Source organism: Nocardia sp. NPDC051570 (assembly GCF_044454005.1).
Lineage (GTDB): Bacteria > Actinomycetota > Actinomycetes > Mycobacteriales > Mycobacteriaceae > Nocardia.
In genome coordinates this window covers 1-16,594 of the sequence record NZ_JBITDI010000008.1, presented here as the reverse complement: position 1 = coordinate 16,594, position 16,594 = coordinate 1, and the positions used below count along the sequence as shown (strand labels likewise).

15 protein-coding genes and 2 pseudogenes are annotated in these 16,594 nt (G+C 65.4%); 6 read left to right on the top strand and 11 right to left on the bottom strand.

Annotation, left to right across the window (positions count from 1 at the left end):
• Window positions 1-169 precede the first annotated feature (169 nt).
• The 7 genes from ACIA76_RS20965 to ACIA76_RS20935 form a co-directional block, all read right to left on the bottom strand.
• Complete coding sequence (locus tag ACIA76_RS20965; protein WP_397153519.1) at window positions 170-442, bottom strand: hypothetical protein; 273 nt, start codon at window positions 440-442, stop codon at window positions 170-172.
• A gap of 760 nt (window positions 443-1,202) precedes the next feature.
• Window positions 1,203-1,547: an Imm8 family immunity protein gene (locus tag ACIA76_RS20960; protein ID WP_397153518.1), complete on the bottom strand. Its 345-nt coding sequence runs from the start codon at window positions 1,545-1,547 to the stop codon at window positions 1,203-1,205.
• On the bottom strand, window positions 1,544-2,845 hold the full coding sequence (locus ACIA76_RS20955; protein WP_397153517.1) for a hypothetical protein: 1,302 nt from the start codon (window positions 2,843-2,845) through the stop codon (window positions 1,544-1,546). The genes ACIA76_RS20960 and ACIA76_RS20955 overlap by 4 nt, the downstream gene beginning before the upstream one ends.
• Complete coding sequence (locus ACIA76_RS20950; protein ID WP_397153516.1) at window positions 2,842-3,138, bottom strand: WXG100 family type VII secretion target; 297 nt, start codon at window positions 3,136-3,138, stop codon at window positions 2,842-2,844. Before ACIA76_RS20950 ends, ACIA76_RS20955 begins: the two co-directional genes overlap by 4 nt.
• 2 nt (window positions 3,139-3,140) lie before the next feature.
• Window positions 3,141-3,455: a WXG100 family type VII secretion target gene (locus ACIA76_RS20945; protein WP_397153515.1), complete on the bottom strand. Its 315-nt coding sequence runs from the start codon at window positions 3,453-3,455 to the stop codon at window positions 3,141-3,143.
• A gap of 439 nt (window positions 3,456-3,894) precedes the next feature.
• Window positions 3,895-4,215: a hypothetical protein gene (locus ACIA76_RS20940; RefSeq protein ID WP_397153514.1), complete on the bottom strand. Its 321-nt coding sequence runs from the start codon at window positions 4,213-4,215 to the stop codon at window positions 3,895-3,897.
• 325 nt (window positions 4,216-4,540) lie between these two features.
• Entirely contained in the window at window positions 4,541-6,262 is a 1,722-nt protein-coding gene (locus tag ACIA76_RS20935) for a serine hydrolase (protein WP_397153513.1), read from the bottom strand.
• 154 nt (window positions 6,263-6,416) lie between these two features.
• On the opposite strand from ACIA76_RS20935, the gene ACIA76_RS20930 reads away from it, so the two are divergent.
• The 3 genes from ACIA76_RS20930 to ACIA76_RS20920 all read left to right on the top strand — a co-directional run bounded on the left by ACIA76_RS20930 (window position 6,417) and on the right by ACIA76_RS20920 (window position 9,107).
• The gene (locus ACIA76_RS20930) at window positions 6,417-6,563 is read left to right on the top strand and encodes a hypothetical protein (protein WP_397153512.1); all 147 of its coding nucleotides are present in this window, start codon (window positions 6,417-6,419) and stop codon (window positions 6,561-6,563) included.
• A complete protein-coding gene (locus ACIA76_RS20925) occupies window positions 6,560-7,720 on the top strand; it encodes an epoxide hydrolase family protein (protein WP_397153511.1) in 1,161 nt (386 codons plus the stop codon). The genes ACIA76_RS20930 and ACIA76_RS20925 overlap by 4 nt, the downstream gene beginning before the upstream one ends.
• Before the next feature lie 532 nt (window positions 7,721-8,252).
• Window positions 8,253-9,107 carry a DUF3472 domain-containing protein gene (locus ACIA76_RS20920; protein WP_397153510.1) on the top strand — a complete coding sequence of 285 codons (855 nt, stop codon included), beginning with the start codon at window positions 8,253-8,255 and terminating at the stop codon, window positions 9,105-9,107.
• Between the two features lie 385 nt (window positions 9,108-9,492).
• Here ACIA76_RS20920 and ACIA76_RS20915 read toward each other — a convergent pair whose 3' ends face one another.
• Entirely contained in the window at window positions 9,493-11,271 is a 1,779-nt protein-coding gene (locus tag ACIA76_RS20915; protein WP_397153509.1) for a fatty acyl-AMP ligase, read from the bottom strand.
• A gap of 435 nt (window positions 11,272-11,706) precedes the next feature.
• Here ACIA76_RS20915 and ACIA76_RS20910 point away from each other — a divergent pair, with 435 nt between their 5' ends.
• Window positions 11,707-12,351, top strand: a complete 645-nt coding sequence (locus ACIA76_RS20910; protein ID WP_397153508.1) for a TetR family transcriptional regulator — start codon at window positions 11,707-11,709, stop codon at window positions 12,349-12,351.
• 33 nt (window positions 12,352-12,384) lie between these two features.
• On the opposite strand, the pseudogene ACIA76_RS20905 reads toward ACIA76_RS20910, so the two are convergent.
• Window positions 12,385-12,615: pseudogene (locus ACIA76_RS20905) on the bottom strand (YidC/Oxa1 family membrane protein insertase); the annotation flags it as partial.
• Window positions 12,616-12,672: 57 nt separating this feature from the next.
• Window positions 12,673-15,144 (bottom strand): ATP-binding protein, encoded by a 2,472-nt coding sequence (locus ACIA76_RS20900; RefSeq protein ID WP_397153507.1) that lies wholly within the window; start codon window positions 15,142-15,144, stop codon window positions 12,673-12,675.
• A gap of 171 nt (window positions 15,145-15,315) precedes the next feature.
• Between ACIA76_RS20900 and ACIA76_RS20895 the strand changes: the two are divergent.
• Window positions 15,316-15,621, top strand: a pseudogene (locus tag ACIA76_RS20895) (integrase core domain-containing protein); the annotation flags it as partial.
• 26 nt (window positions 15,622-15,647) lie between these two features.
• Here ACIA76_RS20895 and ACIA76_RS20890 read toward each other — a convergent pair.
• Entirely contained in the window at window positions 15,648-16,121 is a 474-nt protein-coding gene (locus ACIA76_RS20890; protein WP_397153506.1) for a MarR family winged helix-turn-helix transcriptional regulator, read from the bottom strand.
• Between the two features lie 84 nt (window positions 16,122-16,205).
• On the opposite strand from ACIA76_RS20890, the gene ACIA76_RS20885 reads away from it, so the two are divergent.
• The coding region (locus tag ACIA76_RS20885) for an NAD(P)-binding domain-containing protein (RefSeq protein WP_397153505.1) at window positions 16,206-16,594 on the top strand (389 nt) is incomplete at its 3' end.

Sequence of the window (16,594 nt, the reverse complement as noted above, 5' to 3'; positions counted from 1 at the left end):
GCCAACCGCGCGACCATCACATCATCGTCGAGAGCGAACGACGAGACCCACCGGATCTCCGCAGCCTGAGCCGGGCCGTCCTCGCGCTAGCCAAGGAAGCCCAAGAACCTCACAAGGATTCGTGACACCTGGCGCGGATTCCGGCGCGCCGTACGAACGGCCTGGCCGGTCATTGAGACGTGGTGTTCCGGAGAGCTTTGTCGTTCACAAGCCGTTGGCCGACACGGACCGTGGCGACGTCGGCGCGGTCGATGACGAGGGTGCACTCCGGCGGTCGCAGCGAGCCGTGGATGTCGATGCCGATCACCCTGACTCGGGCACCGGTTTCCGAATCGACCAGCACGTCACCGGGATTGACCTCGCCGGCGGTGAGCTGGCCGGTTATATAGAACCTGCCGGGGAGCTCCCACAGGTGGGTGACGGTGAACTCGACGTCGGTCATGGCGTCCGTTCTTATTGGTCGGTTCGCCAGCCGTGGCGGTTCATGCGTTCGAAGTAGGCGTCGTCGGCGGCCTGGATTTCCCCTTCGGTCTTGGCCCTGGGTTCGGGTTCCGCGCTGACGGATAGTTCGCGGGTGCGGAGTATCTGGTCGCGGATGCGTGAATCGGTCTTGCGGATGAGTCGTTCGGCCTTGGTTTCGCGTCGGCGCGTGCTTGTCGGTGGCAGTCGAGGAGGGCCTGGCTGAGTTGGCTGCTGGTCCAGCGCATCGCTGCGGGTGCGATCTGCAGGTCGGTGATGTCACCGCTGGCGTTGACTTCGACCGCGACACCGCGGACCTCGCCACGGCCCCGCAGGGTGGCTGCCGCCTGGGTGAGTTGCTGGTTGTGGCGGCGGATCTCGGCGAGGTCGTGCTGAAGCTGCTGCTCCCATGCTTGCAGGTCTGTCATGGTGTGTCGGCCTTCGTGAGGAAACTTGGGTCACTGCCGGCTGCTCGTGCCGCTCCCTCAGTCGGGGTGCGACGGATGGTCGCCGGGGTGGTTTGGTGCGCGGGTGGTCCGCAGGTAGTTGGCTGCGCTGCATGAGCGACACCGGAGCAGGTATTCGCCAGTGTTGCCGGGGCCTGGTATCCAGGTGACCTTGAGGAAGTCGTCGTTTTCGGGGCACCATATCCGGTCGAGTTCGCCGCCTGCGACTCGCTTGGCGGCATCGACCCACCTCGCGCTGCTGGTCTTCATGGGCCTGCCCCGGGCCATACCGCTCGTTTATGGCTGGTAGTCCTGGAATTCCCACTTGCCGAGTTTCCCGATTTCCTGGGCGAGTTCCTGCCAGGTGGGCCGGTCGAGATCGCGCAGGTATTCACGCACGTACTGCTCGATCAGCCCGGCGTCGATACGGTCGAGGATCAGCAGATACTTTCCGGAGTCCGGATCCTCGGGATCGATCACACGGTCATGTGACCGCGGTGTGCAGACCACGACATCGAAGGACTCCTCCCCGGGAGATCCTTCGGGGCCGATCATCAACTGCACGAACAACGCGTCTTCGGGCAGGTTGCCGCTGGTCAGGTCTGCGTCCGGGCTGTGCAGGCGTTTCAGCTCAGCTTTCATGGCAGGTCCGTGACGTTGAGGTGGCCGTTGCCCTGCCACTGACCATTCGCAACATTCCTCCATTCGAAGTTACTTTGATACCGACCAAGATTCGGCTTGAAACTCGGGGGCCGGAACTGTCGTAATCCGTCCTCGCTGACCAAGGTTTTGCCGTCGGAGGCGACCTTAGCATTCGGCCCCACCCATGCTCGACCTGCTGCTTCGGCCTCTTGGACGGTCCCGTCACCGATCCCGAAGTTGCCTTTCCCCTTCGCGGCGTCACGAACAAGGCCGCTGATCTTCTCCCAGTTCAGGCCCGCTGACCCAGCGCCACCGCCGGTGAGTCTGATCCTGGCTTGCTCGACCCATGTGCGGATTCGTTCCAGGAGCGGTTTCAGTCGCTCTGTCAGTGGTTTGACAGCCTCGGTAATGAATTTCGCTGCCTTGGTGGCGAGTTCGCCGATGATCGTGGTGATGCGGCGGGCTTTGAGGCCGATGCGGGCGGCCATGGCGCTGTTGCCGACCCATTCGGAGATTGTGCCGGTGAACGGTGCCAGGACCGCGAAAGCGGTTTCGGCTGCGGCGGTTTCGATGACGAGTTCGCGCAGTGTATCGAGGATCTTGCTGTGCGCGTCGTCGAGTGACTGGGCGTAGTCGCTGCACGCGTCGCCGAGGGTCTGGCAGGCATCGGCCAGGGCGTTGAGGTCGGCTTGCCGATCGGTGCATGTTTGGGCCGCGATGTCGATCTCGGGGGACTGCTGATTGCGCAGCAGATCGACTGCCTGAGGTGCTTGCCCGGCCACAGTGCGGTAATCAGCGGCGGCAGTGTGCCACGCTGTTGCAGCGGAATTGAGCTGGTCCTGGTGCCCGTTCGGCCATGCCATCCCAACGACGTCTTTGATGATCGACCAGCCGAATGGCTCGGGTATCCCGTTCCCAGCCGCGGAGGGTGCGGTTTCCGGCAGGCAAGGGTCGGGCAGCAACGGCGGAACAGGGGGCGGTGGAAGGTCTTTGAGGTTGGCGGCGGCTTCGGCGACCTCATGGTTGTGGGCACCGACGACGACCAGATCCCGCACTTGCCCGCACGCGGTCGCCAGCTTGGACGACGCCGAGACTGCCAGCTGGGCGGCTTCGTCGTACGATGCCGCCCACTGCGCACCGACGCTGTCGTCGCCGGCCATGCCCGCGAAGTTGGTCAGTACGGTCACCAGCACGGAGTGAGTCGTTACGGTGTCGGTGGCCATCTGACCGAAAACCTCACCGGCAGAATGGTATTCGTCGCCGCGACAGACGATCAGCGGCACTGTCGGCGCGGTCATTGCGGCCACATACCGTAGTTCGTGGGCCCGACCGCGTGATAAGCGGACCGAGCGCGGTCGAGCGCCTTGCGGAGGTCGCCGAGCGCGGCGTTCATCTCTGCGGCACCGGCAGCCCATTCCGCGGCGGCGGTTGTGTGTGCTCGGGCGGCGTCACCGGCCCAGGTGATGTGCAGCTCAGCGATGCGCTTCTGGATCTCGCCCAGTCGGTCCTCGATCCGCTTCTCGAGCCCAGCGGCTTTGTCGATGAGGCTCTGCATCCCGTCCAGATCGACCCGATAGTTGCTGGCAGGCATCGCTATCCCACCCCTGGGCCGGTGGCACTGATCCCATCCGCGTTACCGCGATCGGTCCCTACGGCCGCGTCCGCGACTCGATGTAAAGCGGCGGCGTCGTGTTCCAGCCCGGCGATGACCTGGCGGGCGCCCTGCTCCCATTCGGTCCACGCGTCGTGATGAGACCCGGCGGCGTTGCCCTGCCAGTCACCGCCGATGAACGTGTGGACCTCGCGTATCAGCCTGTCCAGCTCGTCGGTGAACTCCCGTGCCGACGATTCCAGCCACCCTGCCGTGGCGTGTACCTCGGCAGGATCCATCTCCACCCGATCCGCCATATCGCCCCCCCTCGCTGCGGCCCTGCACGCTGAATACGAACTATAGGACTCGAACGCCGACTCATCCCGAACAGAGGTAAACGCCCAGGTCTCGGCTACCGCCGCCGGAGCGATGCCACTGTCGGCGGTGCCGAGTTCAGCGACGGACCGGAGCCGACCAGCAGCCGCGCGGGAAGGTGGCCGGTACCTCCTTGCCCGCGGGTCGTCTCAGGGGTTTTGTTTGTCCGAGGGGTTGAAGATCTGAGGCATGGTGGACCGCGACATTTGGTTGCCGGGCGGAGGGGGCAGTGGGGTGGTCGGTGTTGTTTCGGTGAGGTCTCCGGCGAGAAGGTCCCATCCCTTGATGCGTTGTGGCGGTGAGGGAGTCGTGGTTCGCCAGACCTGGAGCAAGGGGCGTTCGACAGGTTCGTTGTGAACGTCACCGAGGTGGTGCGCCTTGTCACGGTTGGCGACACACAAGCGGATGCGCAGCGGCCCGTTGTCCGGCGTGAGCAGGACCTTGGATCCGATGCTGTAACAGCATGGCGTCTGCGCTACTGGGGAATCCGAGGGTCGCGGTGTCCTGCTCGAGATCGCTGTAGAACATGTCGTCATCGAGTTCGCTGTCGGCGAGCGTGCGCAAGCGGTCGGACAGGCGCAGGCCGGTGAGCATCGGGCGGTGGTAGACGACCAGGTGGTTGATCTTGCCGTCCTCATTGGGGGTGAGGGCGGTGACGCCGCGCATGATCTCACCGCCGAACACGGTCAGCTCCCACTCCATATAGGGAATCAGCGAGAACCTGGCATTCCACTCGAACCACCGACAAGGGGGTCGATATCGGACGCCGGGATCATGTCAGAGAGCCTCTGCCGAGGCCGCAACCAATGCTGCGGATGTCGACTTGGGCAGAGCCGCAACGATCGTCTTCAGTGCAGGCCGTTATCACGTTCGGCCAGGCGACAATGCCGTCCAGGTCATTGGCCCACCGGCGCGGCGCGAGGCTACAGGTCAGTGGTCTCCCCGAGCGCATATATGGGCGGAGTCGAACCAGGTTGCCGGCCTTGCGGTGCCGGATGCCGCCCACCAGGTCACCACGCGCCACCGGTCAGATATCGGGCACCTGCCGGATGTAGACGCCACCCCCGGGATGAACCTCCATCTCCGTCACACGGGAGTCGGTGACGACGAACTGGACGCGAACGCCGGGCTGCCGTCGCACCGCGAAGGCGTGTTCACCGGTGGGCTCGAGTGTCACGGCCTGACTACTCGCCACGTCGAGGGTGAGGTGGTCGTGGTCGAGCCGCACCCGTGCCCGCAGCTGACCCATCAGGTAGTCGCCGGTGAACGTTGCCAGGCGCTCGGGGTCGGAGAGTTCCTGCCCGGGCAGGCGGCGGAAGATGATGGGGGAGACCGACGGTTCGAACGGCACGGCCAGCGAACTCACCTCGCCCTCGGAATCGGTGGCGAAGGTGAGGGTGAGCGGGGTTTCCACCGTCGCCAGATCGAGATCCCAGGTCTCGAAGTGGCGGTGTCGCATACCCAGGTCCAGGACCCCCAGGCGGGCCGTGAGCCCGTCCGCGCCGGCGGTGACGTGCAGCGTTCCGTAGCCGGGATGGTGGAATTCGCCCAGGTACGCGGCCTCGGGGTGGGCGTGGGGGGTGTCGGCGGCGCCCGCGCGCTGGCGCCGGGTCGCCTCCTTGGCGCCCGCCCGCACCGACTGCTGCAGTTCGACCATGCGCTCGCCCCACGGTAGCGGCGGCAGTCCCAGCAATTCGTCGACGGCCAGGTAGCAGGCTGCGTCGGGGAATGTGGTGGCATGGTGATCGACCAGCACGATCACCCCGGCCGCGGCGTCGGGTGCCAGCACCACCTTGGCGCTGTAGCCGTCGATATTGCCGCCGTGGTGTACCAGACGGTGGCCGCGGTAGCTTTCTAGTGCCCAGCCCAGGCCGTAACCGATTCCGAATTTCTCCGGCCACAGCCTCGGCTCCTCGCCCAGTGCCATGGCCGGCACGTGCAGAGCGCGCAGCGCGGCTGGGGCGATCACCTCCCGGCCATCGAGGTGGCCCCCGTTCAGATTGGCCTGTACCCAGCGCGCGAGGTCGGAGACGGAGGAGTAGATGCTGCCCGCCGGGCCGCAGACGGGAAAGTCCTTGGGCGGCATCTCTTCGCGAACGCCATCGCGTTCCCGATAGCCGCGACTCCAGTCCGCGGCGCGGCGCGCGTCCTGTGGGGAGAAACAGGTATCGGTCATACCCAGCGGTGTGAGCAGTCGCTCTCGGATCCCCTGCTCCCAGCTGCTGCCGAGCAGTTCCCCGGCCAGGTAGCCGGCGGTCAGGTACATGAGGTTGTTGTACTGCCAGACCTCGCGGAAGGTCCGGTTCGGTTCCAGATGGCGCAGCCGCTGTTCCACCATCTCGCGCCGGCTCAGCTCGGGGTTGGCGTACCAGACGAAGTCGTGGCGGGGCAGCCCGGAGCGGTGACAGAGCAGGTCGCGGGCAGTTATCAGCTCGGTGGCGACCGGGTCGTGTAATCGCAAGCGCGGCAGGTACTCCCGGACCGGACGATCCCACTCCAGCAGTCCGTCACCGACCAGGGCGGCGAGCAGGGTGGCGGTGAAGGCCTTGGTCGTGGAGCCGATCGCGAACAAGGTCTGCTCGGTGGTCGGTAGTTCCGCTGCCACGTCACGGAGCCCGAACCCGCGGGCCAGGACCACCTGCCCATTCTGAACCACGCCCACAGCCATCCCCGGCGCCGCGAAGCGCTCCAGCTCGCCCTCCAGGACGTGGGCCAGTTCGTGGATTCCGGCACTCGTCTCGGTCGTCACATCGACTCCTCCCGCATCGGTGAAAGGCTCGAAAATCGTTGTGGCCGTCCGCCGTCGGCCGCATCTGCCTTTTCCTGCGAGCGTATTCGCCAGTCGGTCATAATGTAACCACACCGAGATTGTATCGAACACCTGTACGATTATGGTGCATGGCATGGCAACCGGACGTTCTCCAGCCGTCACCGAGAACAGCGGCAATCACCTGCAGCGCAACATGATCGAACTGACCAACGCCGCGGGCAGTGCGCGGTTTTGTGCATCGAGCGGGTTCGGTGCCTGTGTCCTAGTGTTGCGGTTGTGACTGAGATCGAACCATTTCCGGTGAGCATTCCTGAACACGATCTGGAGGATCTGCGGAGGCGTCTCGACCACGTTCGGCTTCCTGAGGCAGAGACGGTTCCGGACGGTACGCAGGGTATCGGCTTGGAACGCCTGCGGAGCCTGCTGGATACCTGGCGACAGCACGACTGGCGATCGGTGGAGAAGCGATGGAATGCGTTGCCGCACTACCGCACCCGGCTGGATGGCCTGAATATCGCGTTCTGGCACGTGCGCTCGCCTGAACCCGACGCCTTTCCTTTGGTGCTGACGCACGGCTGGCCTGGCTCGGTGCTGGAGTTCGAGAGCGTTATCGGGCCGCTGACCGATCCGGTCGCGCACGGCGGTTCCGCTGCGGACGCCTTCGACGTGGTCGTGCCGGCCCTGCCCGGTTTCGGGTTCAGCGAGCGGCCCCAGGAACTCGGCTGGAACCCTGGCCGTACCGCACAGGCCTGGGCAGATCTCATGACCAGGCTCGGCTACGAACGCTTCGGTGCGCACGGCGGCGACTGGGGCGCGTTCATCAGCACCGAGCTGGCTCGCCTGGCACCGGAGCGAGTCGCTGCCCTGCATCTGACCATGCCGATCGCGTCGCCTTTCCCCGAGGACGTAGCGACGGCCGACGCCGCGGAAAAAGCCTTGATCGCCAAACGGGACAGGTTCATGATGACCGGCCCTACCCATGTGATTGTCCAGGGCATGCTCCCGCAGACGCTCGGCTACTCCTTGCTCGACTCGCCGGCCGGGCTCGCCGCGTGGCTGAGCGAGGCGCTGGTTTCCTTTTCGGACACGCGACCCGAGGCAGGTGGAGGCGTCACCGTGGCACAGCAGGTGGACGACATCGCCCTGTATTGGTTCACCGGCACCGGTGCCTCCACCGCTCGCTGGTATTGGGAGGCGGTGCGGTGGACGCCGCGCAGCGCAGAGGCGCAGAACGCGCAGGCGGTGACCGTACCCACCGCCTGCACATTGTTTCCGGCCGAACCGTTCCCAGTCGCCAAGCGCTGGGCGGAACACCGCTACCACAATCTCATCAGCTGGAACGAGAGGGAGTATGGCGGGCACTTCGCGGGCTGGGAACAACCCGACGTGCTGGTCAGCGAGCTGCGAAATGCCTTCCGCCAGGCCCGCGATCACTAGACGGGCCGGAGATCGCCGAGCCATGATCGCTTGTCGGTGACGGCCGAGGTGATGGGCATACCCCGGTCTCGTGGAGAACCGTTCGGATTGCTTGGGTGACATAGTCGTCCAACGCACGCACATGCCGCGACCCGCGCGTTGGTCAGCGGTCCGGAACGATTGGCTGCCACAGCTTCCCAACGCGCGCCCCGATTACCGGACGTTTTTCTGAAGTTATCCGTTACGAGATGTACTACGCCCCAAGGTAGTCGAACCGAATTGGGTGTAGCTCGTTTCCGGTGAGGGATTGACCTGCGGGAATGCGTTGGGGGTGTTGGCCCGGCTGGTGGCGTCTTATGGTCGGAGTGGGTCTGGCCGGTGGTGGAGGCGCGATGGCGTCTTGGATTGACGAGCTCGAGCGGCGGGAGGCCGCGGCTCGGGAGTGAGCCGAGAGCTGCGGCGACGGATCGAGGAGTTGGCGACTGCCGAACGGGTGCTGTCGCGGGGCCGCCGCGCGGAAGCAACTCGTATGGTCGAGCGCATAGAACACTGAATGCGCGGAGAGAGTCAGCACACGTCAGCTAATATTTGGCAAATGAACAGTAGTCGGGGCATGCGAAGGTTTTCACCTGCGTTGTTCTGTGTTCTGTTGGCCGTAGCGTGCGGGCAGTCCACCCATTCAGCCGAGGCGGCTCCGCCCGAACCGACGACCGCGCGTGATCCGAACGCCCCACCGGATGACAACGACACCGGCGCCACGCCCGGCACCTACGCAGACTGGAATGCGCCAGGCGAAGTCACCTCGTTCACCATGCCGATGACGCTTCAGGTCGACCCTGGAAATTACAACGCCTACTGGTCTACGCAGTTCAACTTCGACGACTCCGCACAGACCGTGGCCTACATCGGTTTTCAAACTCACAACGATGGTGGCGGCATGTTCCTGGGATCGCTGTGGAATGCGACCGGGGCCGCGCCCGGGCCCGCAGGCGTCCATTGTGAGGATTTCGGCGGCGAAGGGGTCGGCAAATCCTGCCGCCTCACCACCCGTCCGGTGGCCGGACATCTCTACCTGCTCTCGGTGACCAAAGCCGCCGGAAACGGCTGGACGTTCACGGTGGAGGATCGAACCGCCGGCACCACAACGATTCTGGGAACCATCCAGGCACCGGCCGACGCCCACATCAGCCCGACCAGCTTCAACTCCTGGACCGAGTATTTCGATTGGAACAACTCCGCCACCACGTGCTCGCAGGCCAAGTACTCGAAGCTGCTCTTCGGGATTCCGACCACCAACGCCGGGGACGGTCACTACACCGGGACCGACTACCGAAAACGCTGCCCGACCATGGAACGGGTGACCCTCGGGCCAGACGGCGCGACCCAGGAGGACGGCCCCCTGCCGTAACCGCGTCCACCGCGACGACTACCAACTCGCAGCCTGATCAACCGTCCCCACGATCGAGCTACACCCAACTGAATTTACCGCACGGGTGCGGCACCTCTGCCGGTGAGCAACTCGTCATCAGCCCGTAGCAACGGCGACGTTCAATTGTCGTGGGCCACATACTCGTACACTCGGACACTGAGCTGACCGCCCTTTCCGGCGGTGCCGTAAGCCGATCGCGCCACCGAGCGACTCTTGGGTGTGGATTTACGGTGAGCGTCGGCATTGGGCCGATTTCCGCCAGACGCGCTGGTTGACCTCCTCCCTCGGTGTAGACGACAGTGTGGCTGAGCAGCATCTCCCGCAACGCACGACGACGGGACTTCAGACTGGGTAGTTGTGGTGGTCATTTCACACTCAGCGTTCGCAGGGATCGGTCGAGATACGCTTGGCGGGAGGCCGAGCGTTGAATCTTGCCGCTGGAGGTGCGTGGAATCGCGCCGGGCGCGACGAGCACGACCTCGTGCACGCTCACCTCATGGATGTCGAAGATGGCCTGCCGCACCGCGGTTCGCAGCTCGGCGGCGGTCGCGGCACCCTCCTCGGTGCCCGGCTGCAGCCGGGCCTCCACCAGCACGACGATCTTTTCCAGTTCGTTCTCGGTGATCGAGAAGATCGAGCAGCGGCCGGGCAGCACCAGCGAATGGGCCTGCTCGGCAGTGTCTTCCAGATCCGGTGGATAGAAGTTGCGGCCATCGACGATGATCAGATCCTTGAGACGGCTGGTCAGATACAGCTCCCCGTCGTGGAGGAAGCCGATATCGCCGGTGCGCAGATAATGGACACCGTCCGAGGGTGACAGTTCGCCCTGGAAGGTGGCAGCGGTCTCCTCGGGCCGGTTGAAGTAGCCGCTGGCGATGGCCGGGCCGGTGACCCAGACCTCGCCGAGACGATCTTCGGGCAGCTGCTCGCAGGTATCCGGATCGACGATCAGGATTCGGTTCCCCGGCACCGCCGAGCCGACCCCGACGATCTCGGCGCCCTCTGCCTCGGTCGGGGTGACGATGCCTTTCGACAGATCGTCACGATCCACTGTCAGTGTTTGCACGCCGCCGCCGGAGCGCCAGGGCGCCGATACGAACAACGTTGCCTCGGCGAGCCCGAAGCCTGCGCACAGGGTCGACTCCCGCAGACCGCAGGGAGCGAACATCTCGTTGAACTTCCGTACCGTGCTCACCCGCACCGGCTCGGCGCCGACTATGCCGTAGCGCCAACGGCTCAGATCCAATTCGGAACGCCGGTCGGCGTCGATTCGTTGTGTACACAACTCGTAGCCGAGGTTCGGGGCGGCCGAGAAGGTCTGCTGCGGCAGATCGCTGATGGCCTGCAGCCAGCGCTCGGGGCGACGCAGGAACGCCGACGCCGACATCTGCACCACCGGGTGACCATGAACGACCGGCATCACCACTCCGGCCATCAGACCCATGTCATGGAACAGTGGCAGCCAGCTGACTACGGCAAGGTCGTCGTGCGCGGCCACACCGACGCGCTCCCACACGTCGTAGATCTGATGCGCATTGGCCAGCAGCCCGCGATGGGGCACCATCACCCCGGCGGGTGTGCGTGTGGAGCCGGAGGTGTATTGCAGCAGGGCGGTTTGCTCGGCATCGATTTCGGGGTACGCCCACTTCGCCGCAAGCTCCGTGTCGATCTCCCCGGTGCTGAGGACCATCCGGGTGATGTCGGTCGGCGAGTCGTCCAGCCAGCCGGTGACGCTGGACATTTCGCGATCGGTGGTGATCAGACAGGCCGGATCCGCGTCGGTGCAGACCGCGTCGAGTCGCCCGTTGGCGTTGTGCGTGCTGGGCGGAAACAGTGGTACCGCAACGATTCCCGCGTAAAGGCAGCCGAAAAACGCTTTCACGTAGTCCAGTCCGGGTGGCAGTAGCAACACCGCACGCTCGCCGGGTTCGGCGATCTGCAGCAGGCCGACCGCGAACGCCCGTGCGTACCGGTCGACTTCGGCGAAAGTGAGCGACTCCCTGACGCCGTGCGGATCCTGCGGATCCGGATAGTTGACGAAGCTGTAAGCCACCGTGTCGGGCCGGATCTCACTATGGGTCATCAGCGCGCGAACCATCGTGTCGTACTGCACCGCCGGTGCGCTGGAAATAATCGCGGTCACTGGTGCACCCTCTTTCGTGCGGGCCCTTGGATGGGCTTGGTATAGAGATCGGCCAGGCTTCCGGCGATGGCGTCGACCTCGGTGGCGATATCGACAATTGTGTTCGTCATAACAGGCACTCCTTCGCTTACGGCGCGGTACGAACCGCGTGTCTCAAAGGGACTGCTTCTGCAATATATGGCCGATAATGGTCCCAATGGGACACTTTGTGAGACATGTGACAGCGGTCGGCCTGGAGCACTCTCCTCGTCGAAGGCTTCGACGTGGCGAATCCCCGCTGCGGCGATCTGCTGAATACGGTCCGTGTCGCGGCGTGCGGGAGCATTCGGCGCGAGAGCGGGGGCATGACTCGCTGTCTCAGTGCGACAGGAGCGGGGTTATGCTCGTCAACGCGGTCCCGGATGGGCAGGGCATCGAGGAGAGCGGTGGTGTGACGTGGCGGAGTCGGCGGGTGTGCGGGAGCAGGCCAAGACGCGGATGCGTCGGCAGTTGGTGGAGGCGGCATTGCAGTTGTTCGAGGAACGCGGGTTCGACGAGGTCACCGTGCAGGAGATAGCCGACCTGGCCGGGGTGACGCGGCGGACCTTCAATCGGTATTTCCCGTCCAAGGCCGCGGTGGTCTTCGCGAACGACGACGAGCTGATCGCGCAGCTGCTGGTGGCGCTCGACCGCCGCCCGGCCTCGGAGTCGGTGCTGGCCGCGACCCGCGCCGCGGGGCGGGAACTGCTGCTGGGAGACTCGGAGGTCACGCTGCGCGCACATCAGGTCGACAGCATGCGACGGGTACGCCGCCTGCTGACAAGCCACCCCGGACTGCGGCAGGCGCATTTCACCGGCGTCACCGGCCGGGTGCAGGCCCTCACCCAGCGCTACGCCGAGCGCAGCGGGTTACCGGTGTCGGATCTGCGCCCCCAGGTCGCCGCGTCGGCCTATTTCGGCGGCCTCGGAATCGGTATCGATCATTGGATCGCGCGTGGTGATCACGAGGTGACCGCCTTGTTCGAGATCGTCGATTCGATCATCACCGGACTCCAGACCGGCATCGACCTGCCCGCCGCCCCTGTCGCCGCAGCGAACTGAGCCGACGCCGCATCGGGCCGTTCGCCGAACATCCGCAGCCGAGATCGGTGCACCGAAAAGACGTGCGGTGAGGAAGGACTGAACGTCGGTGGGGCTGAAGACATAGTTTGCGGTGGCCGCGTTGACCTCGGGGGTCAGTCCCAGGTGTCCCCATCCTGTTCCGGTGCGGTTGAACGAACTCAGAACGTGGTAGAGGCCGAGGAAGACAGGTGCTTGCACGAGCGAGGGCAGACATCCCATCAGGGGATTGAAACCATATTGTCGAGCTCAGCGGGAGTGCGGCGACGGCGCCGTCTGGGTACGCCCGCACGGTTCTGCTGATTATCCGCCGTCGGGATTGTGCTGCAAAGTGGTGAGATAAGCTGTCGCGGATTCGGTTTCGGCTGCTCCGATGTGCTGGTAGATCGTGATGGCATCCCGCAGTTCGGTAATCGCGGTGGCGATGTCGCCGAGGCTGGCCCGGCTGCGGGCCAGACCCTCCAATGCGCGGGCCTCCTGCAACGGATCGTGGCTCTGACGCGCCAGCCTCAGCCCCATGCCGAACCGCGTCATCGCCTTCTCATACTCATGGGTTTCGGTGAGCAGCACACCGAAACGATTGAGACCTTCCGCTTCCATGTGGCGATCCCCGCCATCGGCCAACATCGTCGTGGCCTGCTGCATGAGGTCGATGGCGGCCGCGTAGTCGCCGCTGCGGTGGGGCGCTGTTGCGAGGACGACCAGAGCCAAACCTTCGGCCAAGCGGTCGCCGTACTGACGGGACAGGGACAGGGTGCGCTGCGCCACGTCGATCGCAGCCGGGAGGTCGCCGCTGTCCAGGAGCACCCCTCCCAGGAAGATATGAACGAAGAGTTGGTGGAAGTTGCCGAGACTGCGGGATATCGCCAGTCCTTTCTGCAGCAGGTCGGTCGCGCCAGGAAAGTCGCCGCGCCGCCAGTGCACGACGCCGAGCCCGGAGAGGACGATCGCTTGACCTATTCGGTCACCGAGGTCGCGGTAGATGGTCAGGGCCTGCTGCCACACATTCGCGGCGTCTTGATACACGCCGGTAAAGCAGTGCAGCCAGCCGAGATTGTTGAGGGCGTTGGCCTGACCGAGGCGATTGCCGAGTCCGCGGTAGATCGTGAAAGCCTGCTGCAGTTCCTCAGCGACGTCGCGTTGACCGCCGCTTCGAATGCATACGTAGCCGAAGTCGACGTGAGCATTGGCCTCGGCGAGTTGACTACCGATCTGCTGGGCGAGAGCCGACGCCCGTTGGTGCAGTTCGATTGCCTGCGGCCATGGTCCGTCCGAGTCGAGCAGGCATGCCAGCGAACCGATCAGCTCTATTGCCTGTGATGGCTGCTGGTGGGATGCCGCATGGTCGATGAGGGCGAGGAAGTTGGCTCGCTCGCTGCGCATCCACGCCAACGCTTCCACCACATCGCGAAGATCCCTGACCGGAAGATCGGGTGCCGGCGACGGTCCGCTACCGACGTGGGCGGCGGGGCGAGTGACACGCCCGAGATATCGTTGTGCGGTTGCGGCGGTGTGCCGATAGTAGGTGTGGAGGCGGTCCAGGGCGTCGGCACGGTCGCCGGGTGAGTCGGTGGAGGCCAGACTGCTCGCGTATTCGCGTAGCAGGTCGTGCAGGCGGTAGCGGCCGGGTGTGGTCTCCTCGACGAGGTGGTCGGTGTAGAGGGCATCGAGGGCGTGTCGGGCCTTGGTGAGTGGGATGTCGCCGAGGGCCGCGGCGGCGTGAGCGTCGAAGTCGGGTCCGGGGTGCAGCCCCAGCCGGCGGAACAACCGCTGCCACTCGGACGCCAGGCTGTTGTAGGACGTGGTGAAGGCGGCCCGGACAGCGCGGTCGCCGCTGTCGAGTTCACCGAGCCGATCCCGGGCCGTGGCGAATTCGGTGGCCAGGCCGGTGAGGGTCCAGGCGGGGTGATGGGCCAGGCGCCCGGCCAGCAGCACGATCGCCAGAGGCAGGTAGCCGCACGATCGGACGATCTCGGCGACGGCGTCGCTGCCGCTCGGGTTGCGGTGTGCCAGACGGCAGAACAGGTCGGCGGCGTTGTCGGGGGTGAGGGTGTCCAGGGCCAGCGGCGAAGCGTTGTCCAGGGCGACGAGTCGGCGGCGGCTGGTGATCAGGGTGAGGCAGTCGGGTCCGGCCGGGAGCAGTGATTCGATCTGAGCGTGGTCGCGGGCGTCGTCGAGCACCAGCAGCATCCGCTTGGTGGAGACGCGGTCGCGCCACAGGTCACGACGCGCGGTGAGCGAGTCGGGGATGTGGCCTGGCGCGATTCCGAGGTCGGTGAGCAGTGTGGCCAGGACGTCGGCAGGATCGACGGGGGCCTGTCCGGGAGTGTGGGTGTTGAGTTCCACGAAGAACCGGCCGTCGGGGAATCGGTCGGACAAAAGGTGCGCTACCCGGGTGACCAGAGCGGTTTTGCCGACGCCGGGCATGCCGTCGACGGTGTGGATGGACACCACCCGGCCCGGCCCCGCCGCGTCGAGAATCCGTTGTATCTCGGACTCGCGGCCGACGAGCGTGCCGGTATCGCGCCGCAGAGCGGTCGTCACCGTCGGGCGCAGGGATTCTACGGTCGCCGCCTTCCACAAACGTTGCCAGGCCGACCGGTTCGACAAGGCCGTCGGGACCGGTCCCGCCGCGGCCTCGGCCAGTCGAGCCAATGTCACCAATACCGGTTCGAACGATTCGAACCGGGAGGGCACATTGCGACCGGCTCGCCAATCACTGATGCGCTGCGGCAAGGAGCTGCGGCTGTGACCGGGTGCCCGCGCGGCGCGCATCCGCGCCTCCGCAGCATCGGCAACCCGCTGCAGAGTGGGATTGCCGGCGGCCTCCCACAGCTCCGCCAGCCTGGTCGCGAAAAGCGCTCGTGGCGAACGGCTCTCGCCACCACCGTCATACTGACCGAGCCCACCCATCACGACATAGGATACCGACGACCCGGACGCGGCGGCACACAAGACACATCCACTGCGTTCTCCGAACGGCTCGCCGAGGCCGGGATCCAGCCCTCGGTCGGGGCGTCGTATGACAACACCCTCGCCGAGACGATCAACGGTCTCTACAAGACCGAGCTGATCAAACCGCGCGGCCCGTGGCGCAGCGTCGACCACGTCGAGTTCGCCACCGCGGAATGGGTGGACTGGTTCAACCATCGGCGGCTCTACCGCTACTGCGGGGATATCCCGCCCGCGCAGATGGAAGCCGCCTACTGGCTACAGTCCAGGCGTGCGCGCACATGCCGCATATCGCGCTGACCGAATCAGCCGCCAGTCCGGCGAAACTACGACCGCGTCTCGCTGTCGAGTTCACAGCCGCCGTCGTCCATGAACCACAGTTCGTCGCTCATCGATGTCGCATCGAGGTGCCGAAAGAAGTGTGCGCGAACCGAATTCGCATGCACTGCCAGCGCTGATTCGTAGGTCCGCCGTCCCGCATCGGCGAGGGAGATCGTCATGAGGCGACCGTGCCCGGCGGCGGCCCGATCGACGAAGCCTCGCGTCCGCATTCTCGTGAGCTGGTGCGACAGCCGTGTCGTGGTCCAGCCGACGAGCTCGCCGAGTTGCTTCTGGCCGAGCCGTTGTTCTTCGGATTCGTAGAGGCGGGCGAGGATCTGGAAGTCGGCGCCGGAGAGTCCGGTCGCGGCGAACAGGTCGCGCTCGACGGCGGAGATGACCTTTCCGCTGAAGCGCAGGAACCCTCGCCAGAGTTCCTTCTCGCGTGCGGAGAGTTCGGTATGCGTTGTGTCGGAATCCATTTCGCTCCAGAACTGATCCGGTGTCGTGCGGTAGCATCGTACCGTGAGTGGATGTATCAAGTTGATGCATCAGGAAGGTCAGCGATGACCACTGTGACAGTTCTCGGGACCGGCGATGCCGGATTCGCTATGGCGCGGCGATTGCTCGAACTCGGGTTCGCGGTTCGCGCGTGGAACCGGACCGAGTCTCGGGCTCGGCCGCTGGAAATCGAGGGCGCGCTGGTCTTCTCGACCGCGGCCGAAGCGGTGCGAGCGGCCGAGGTCGTCATCGTCACCGTGTTCGACACACCCGCGGTACTCGACGTCCTCGCGCAGATCGCGCCCGCCCTGGAGACGAATACGGTTGTGCTGCAGAGCGCGACCGTCGGCTCGGCCATTGCCGAGGTTCTCGCGGCGGGGACGCGGCTGGGTGTGACGATCGTCGACGCACCGTTCCTCGGCAACCCGGGTCCCGCTCGGCGCGGCGAGCTGAC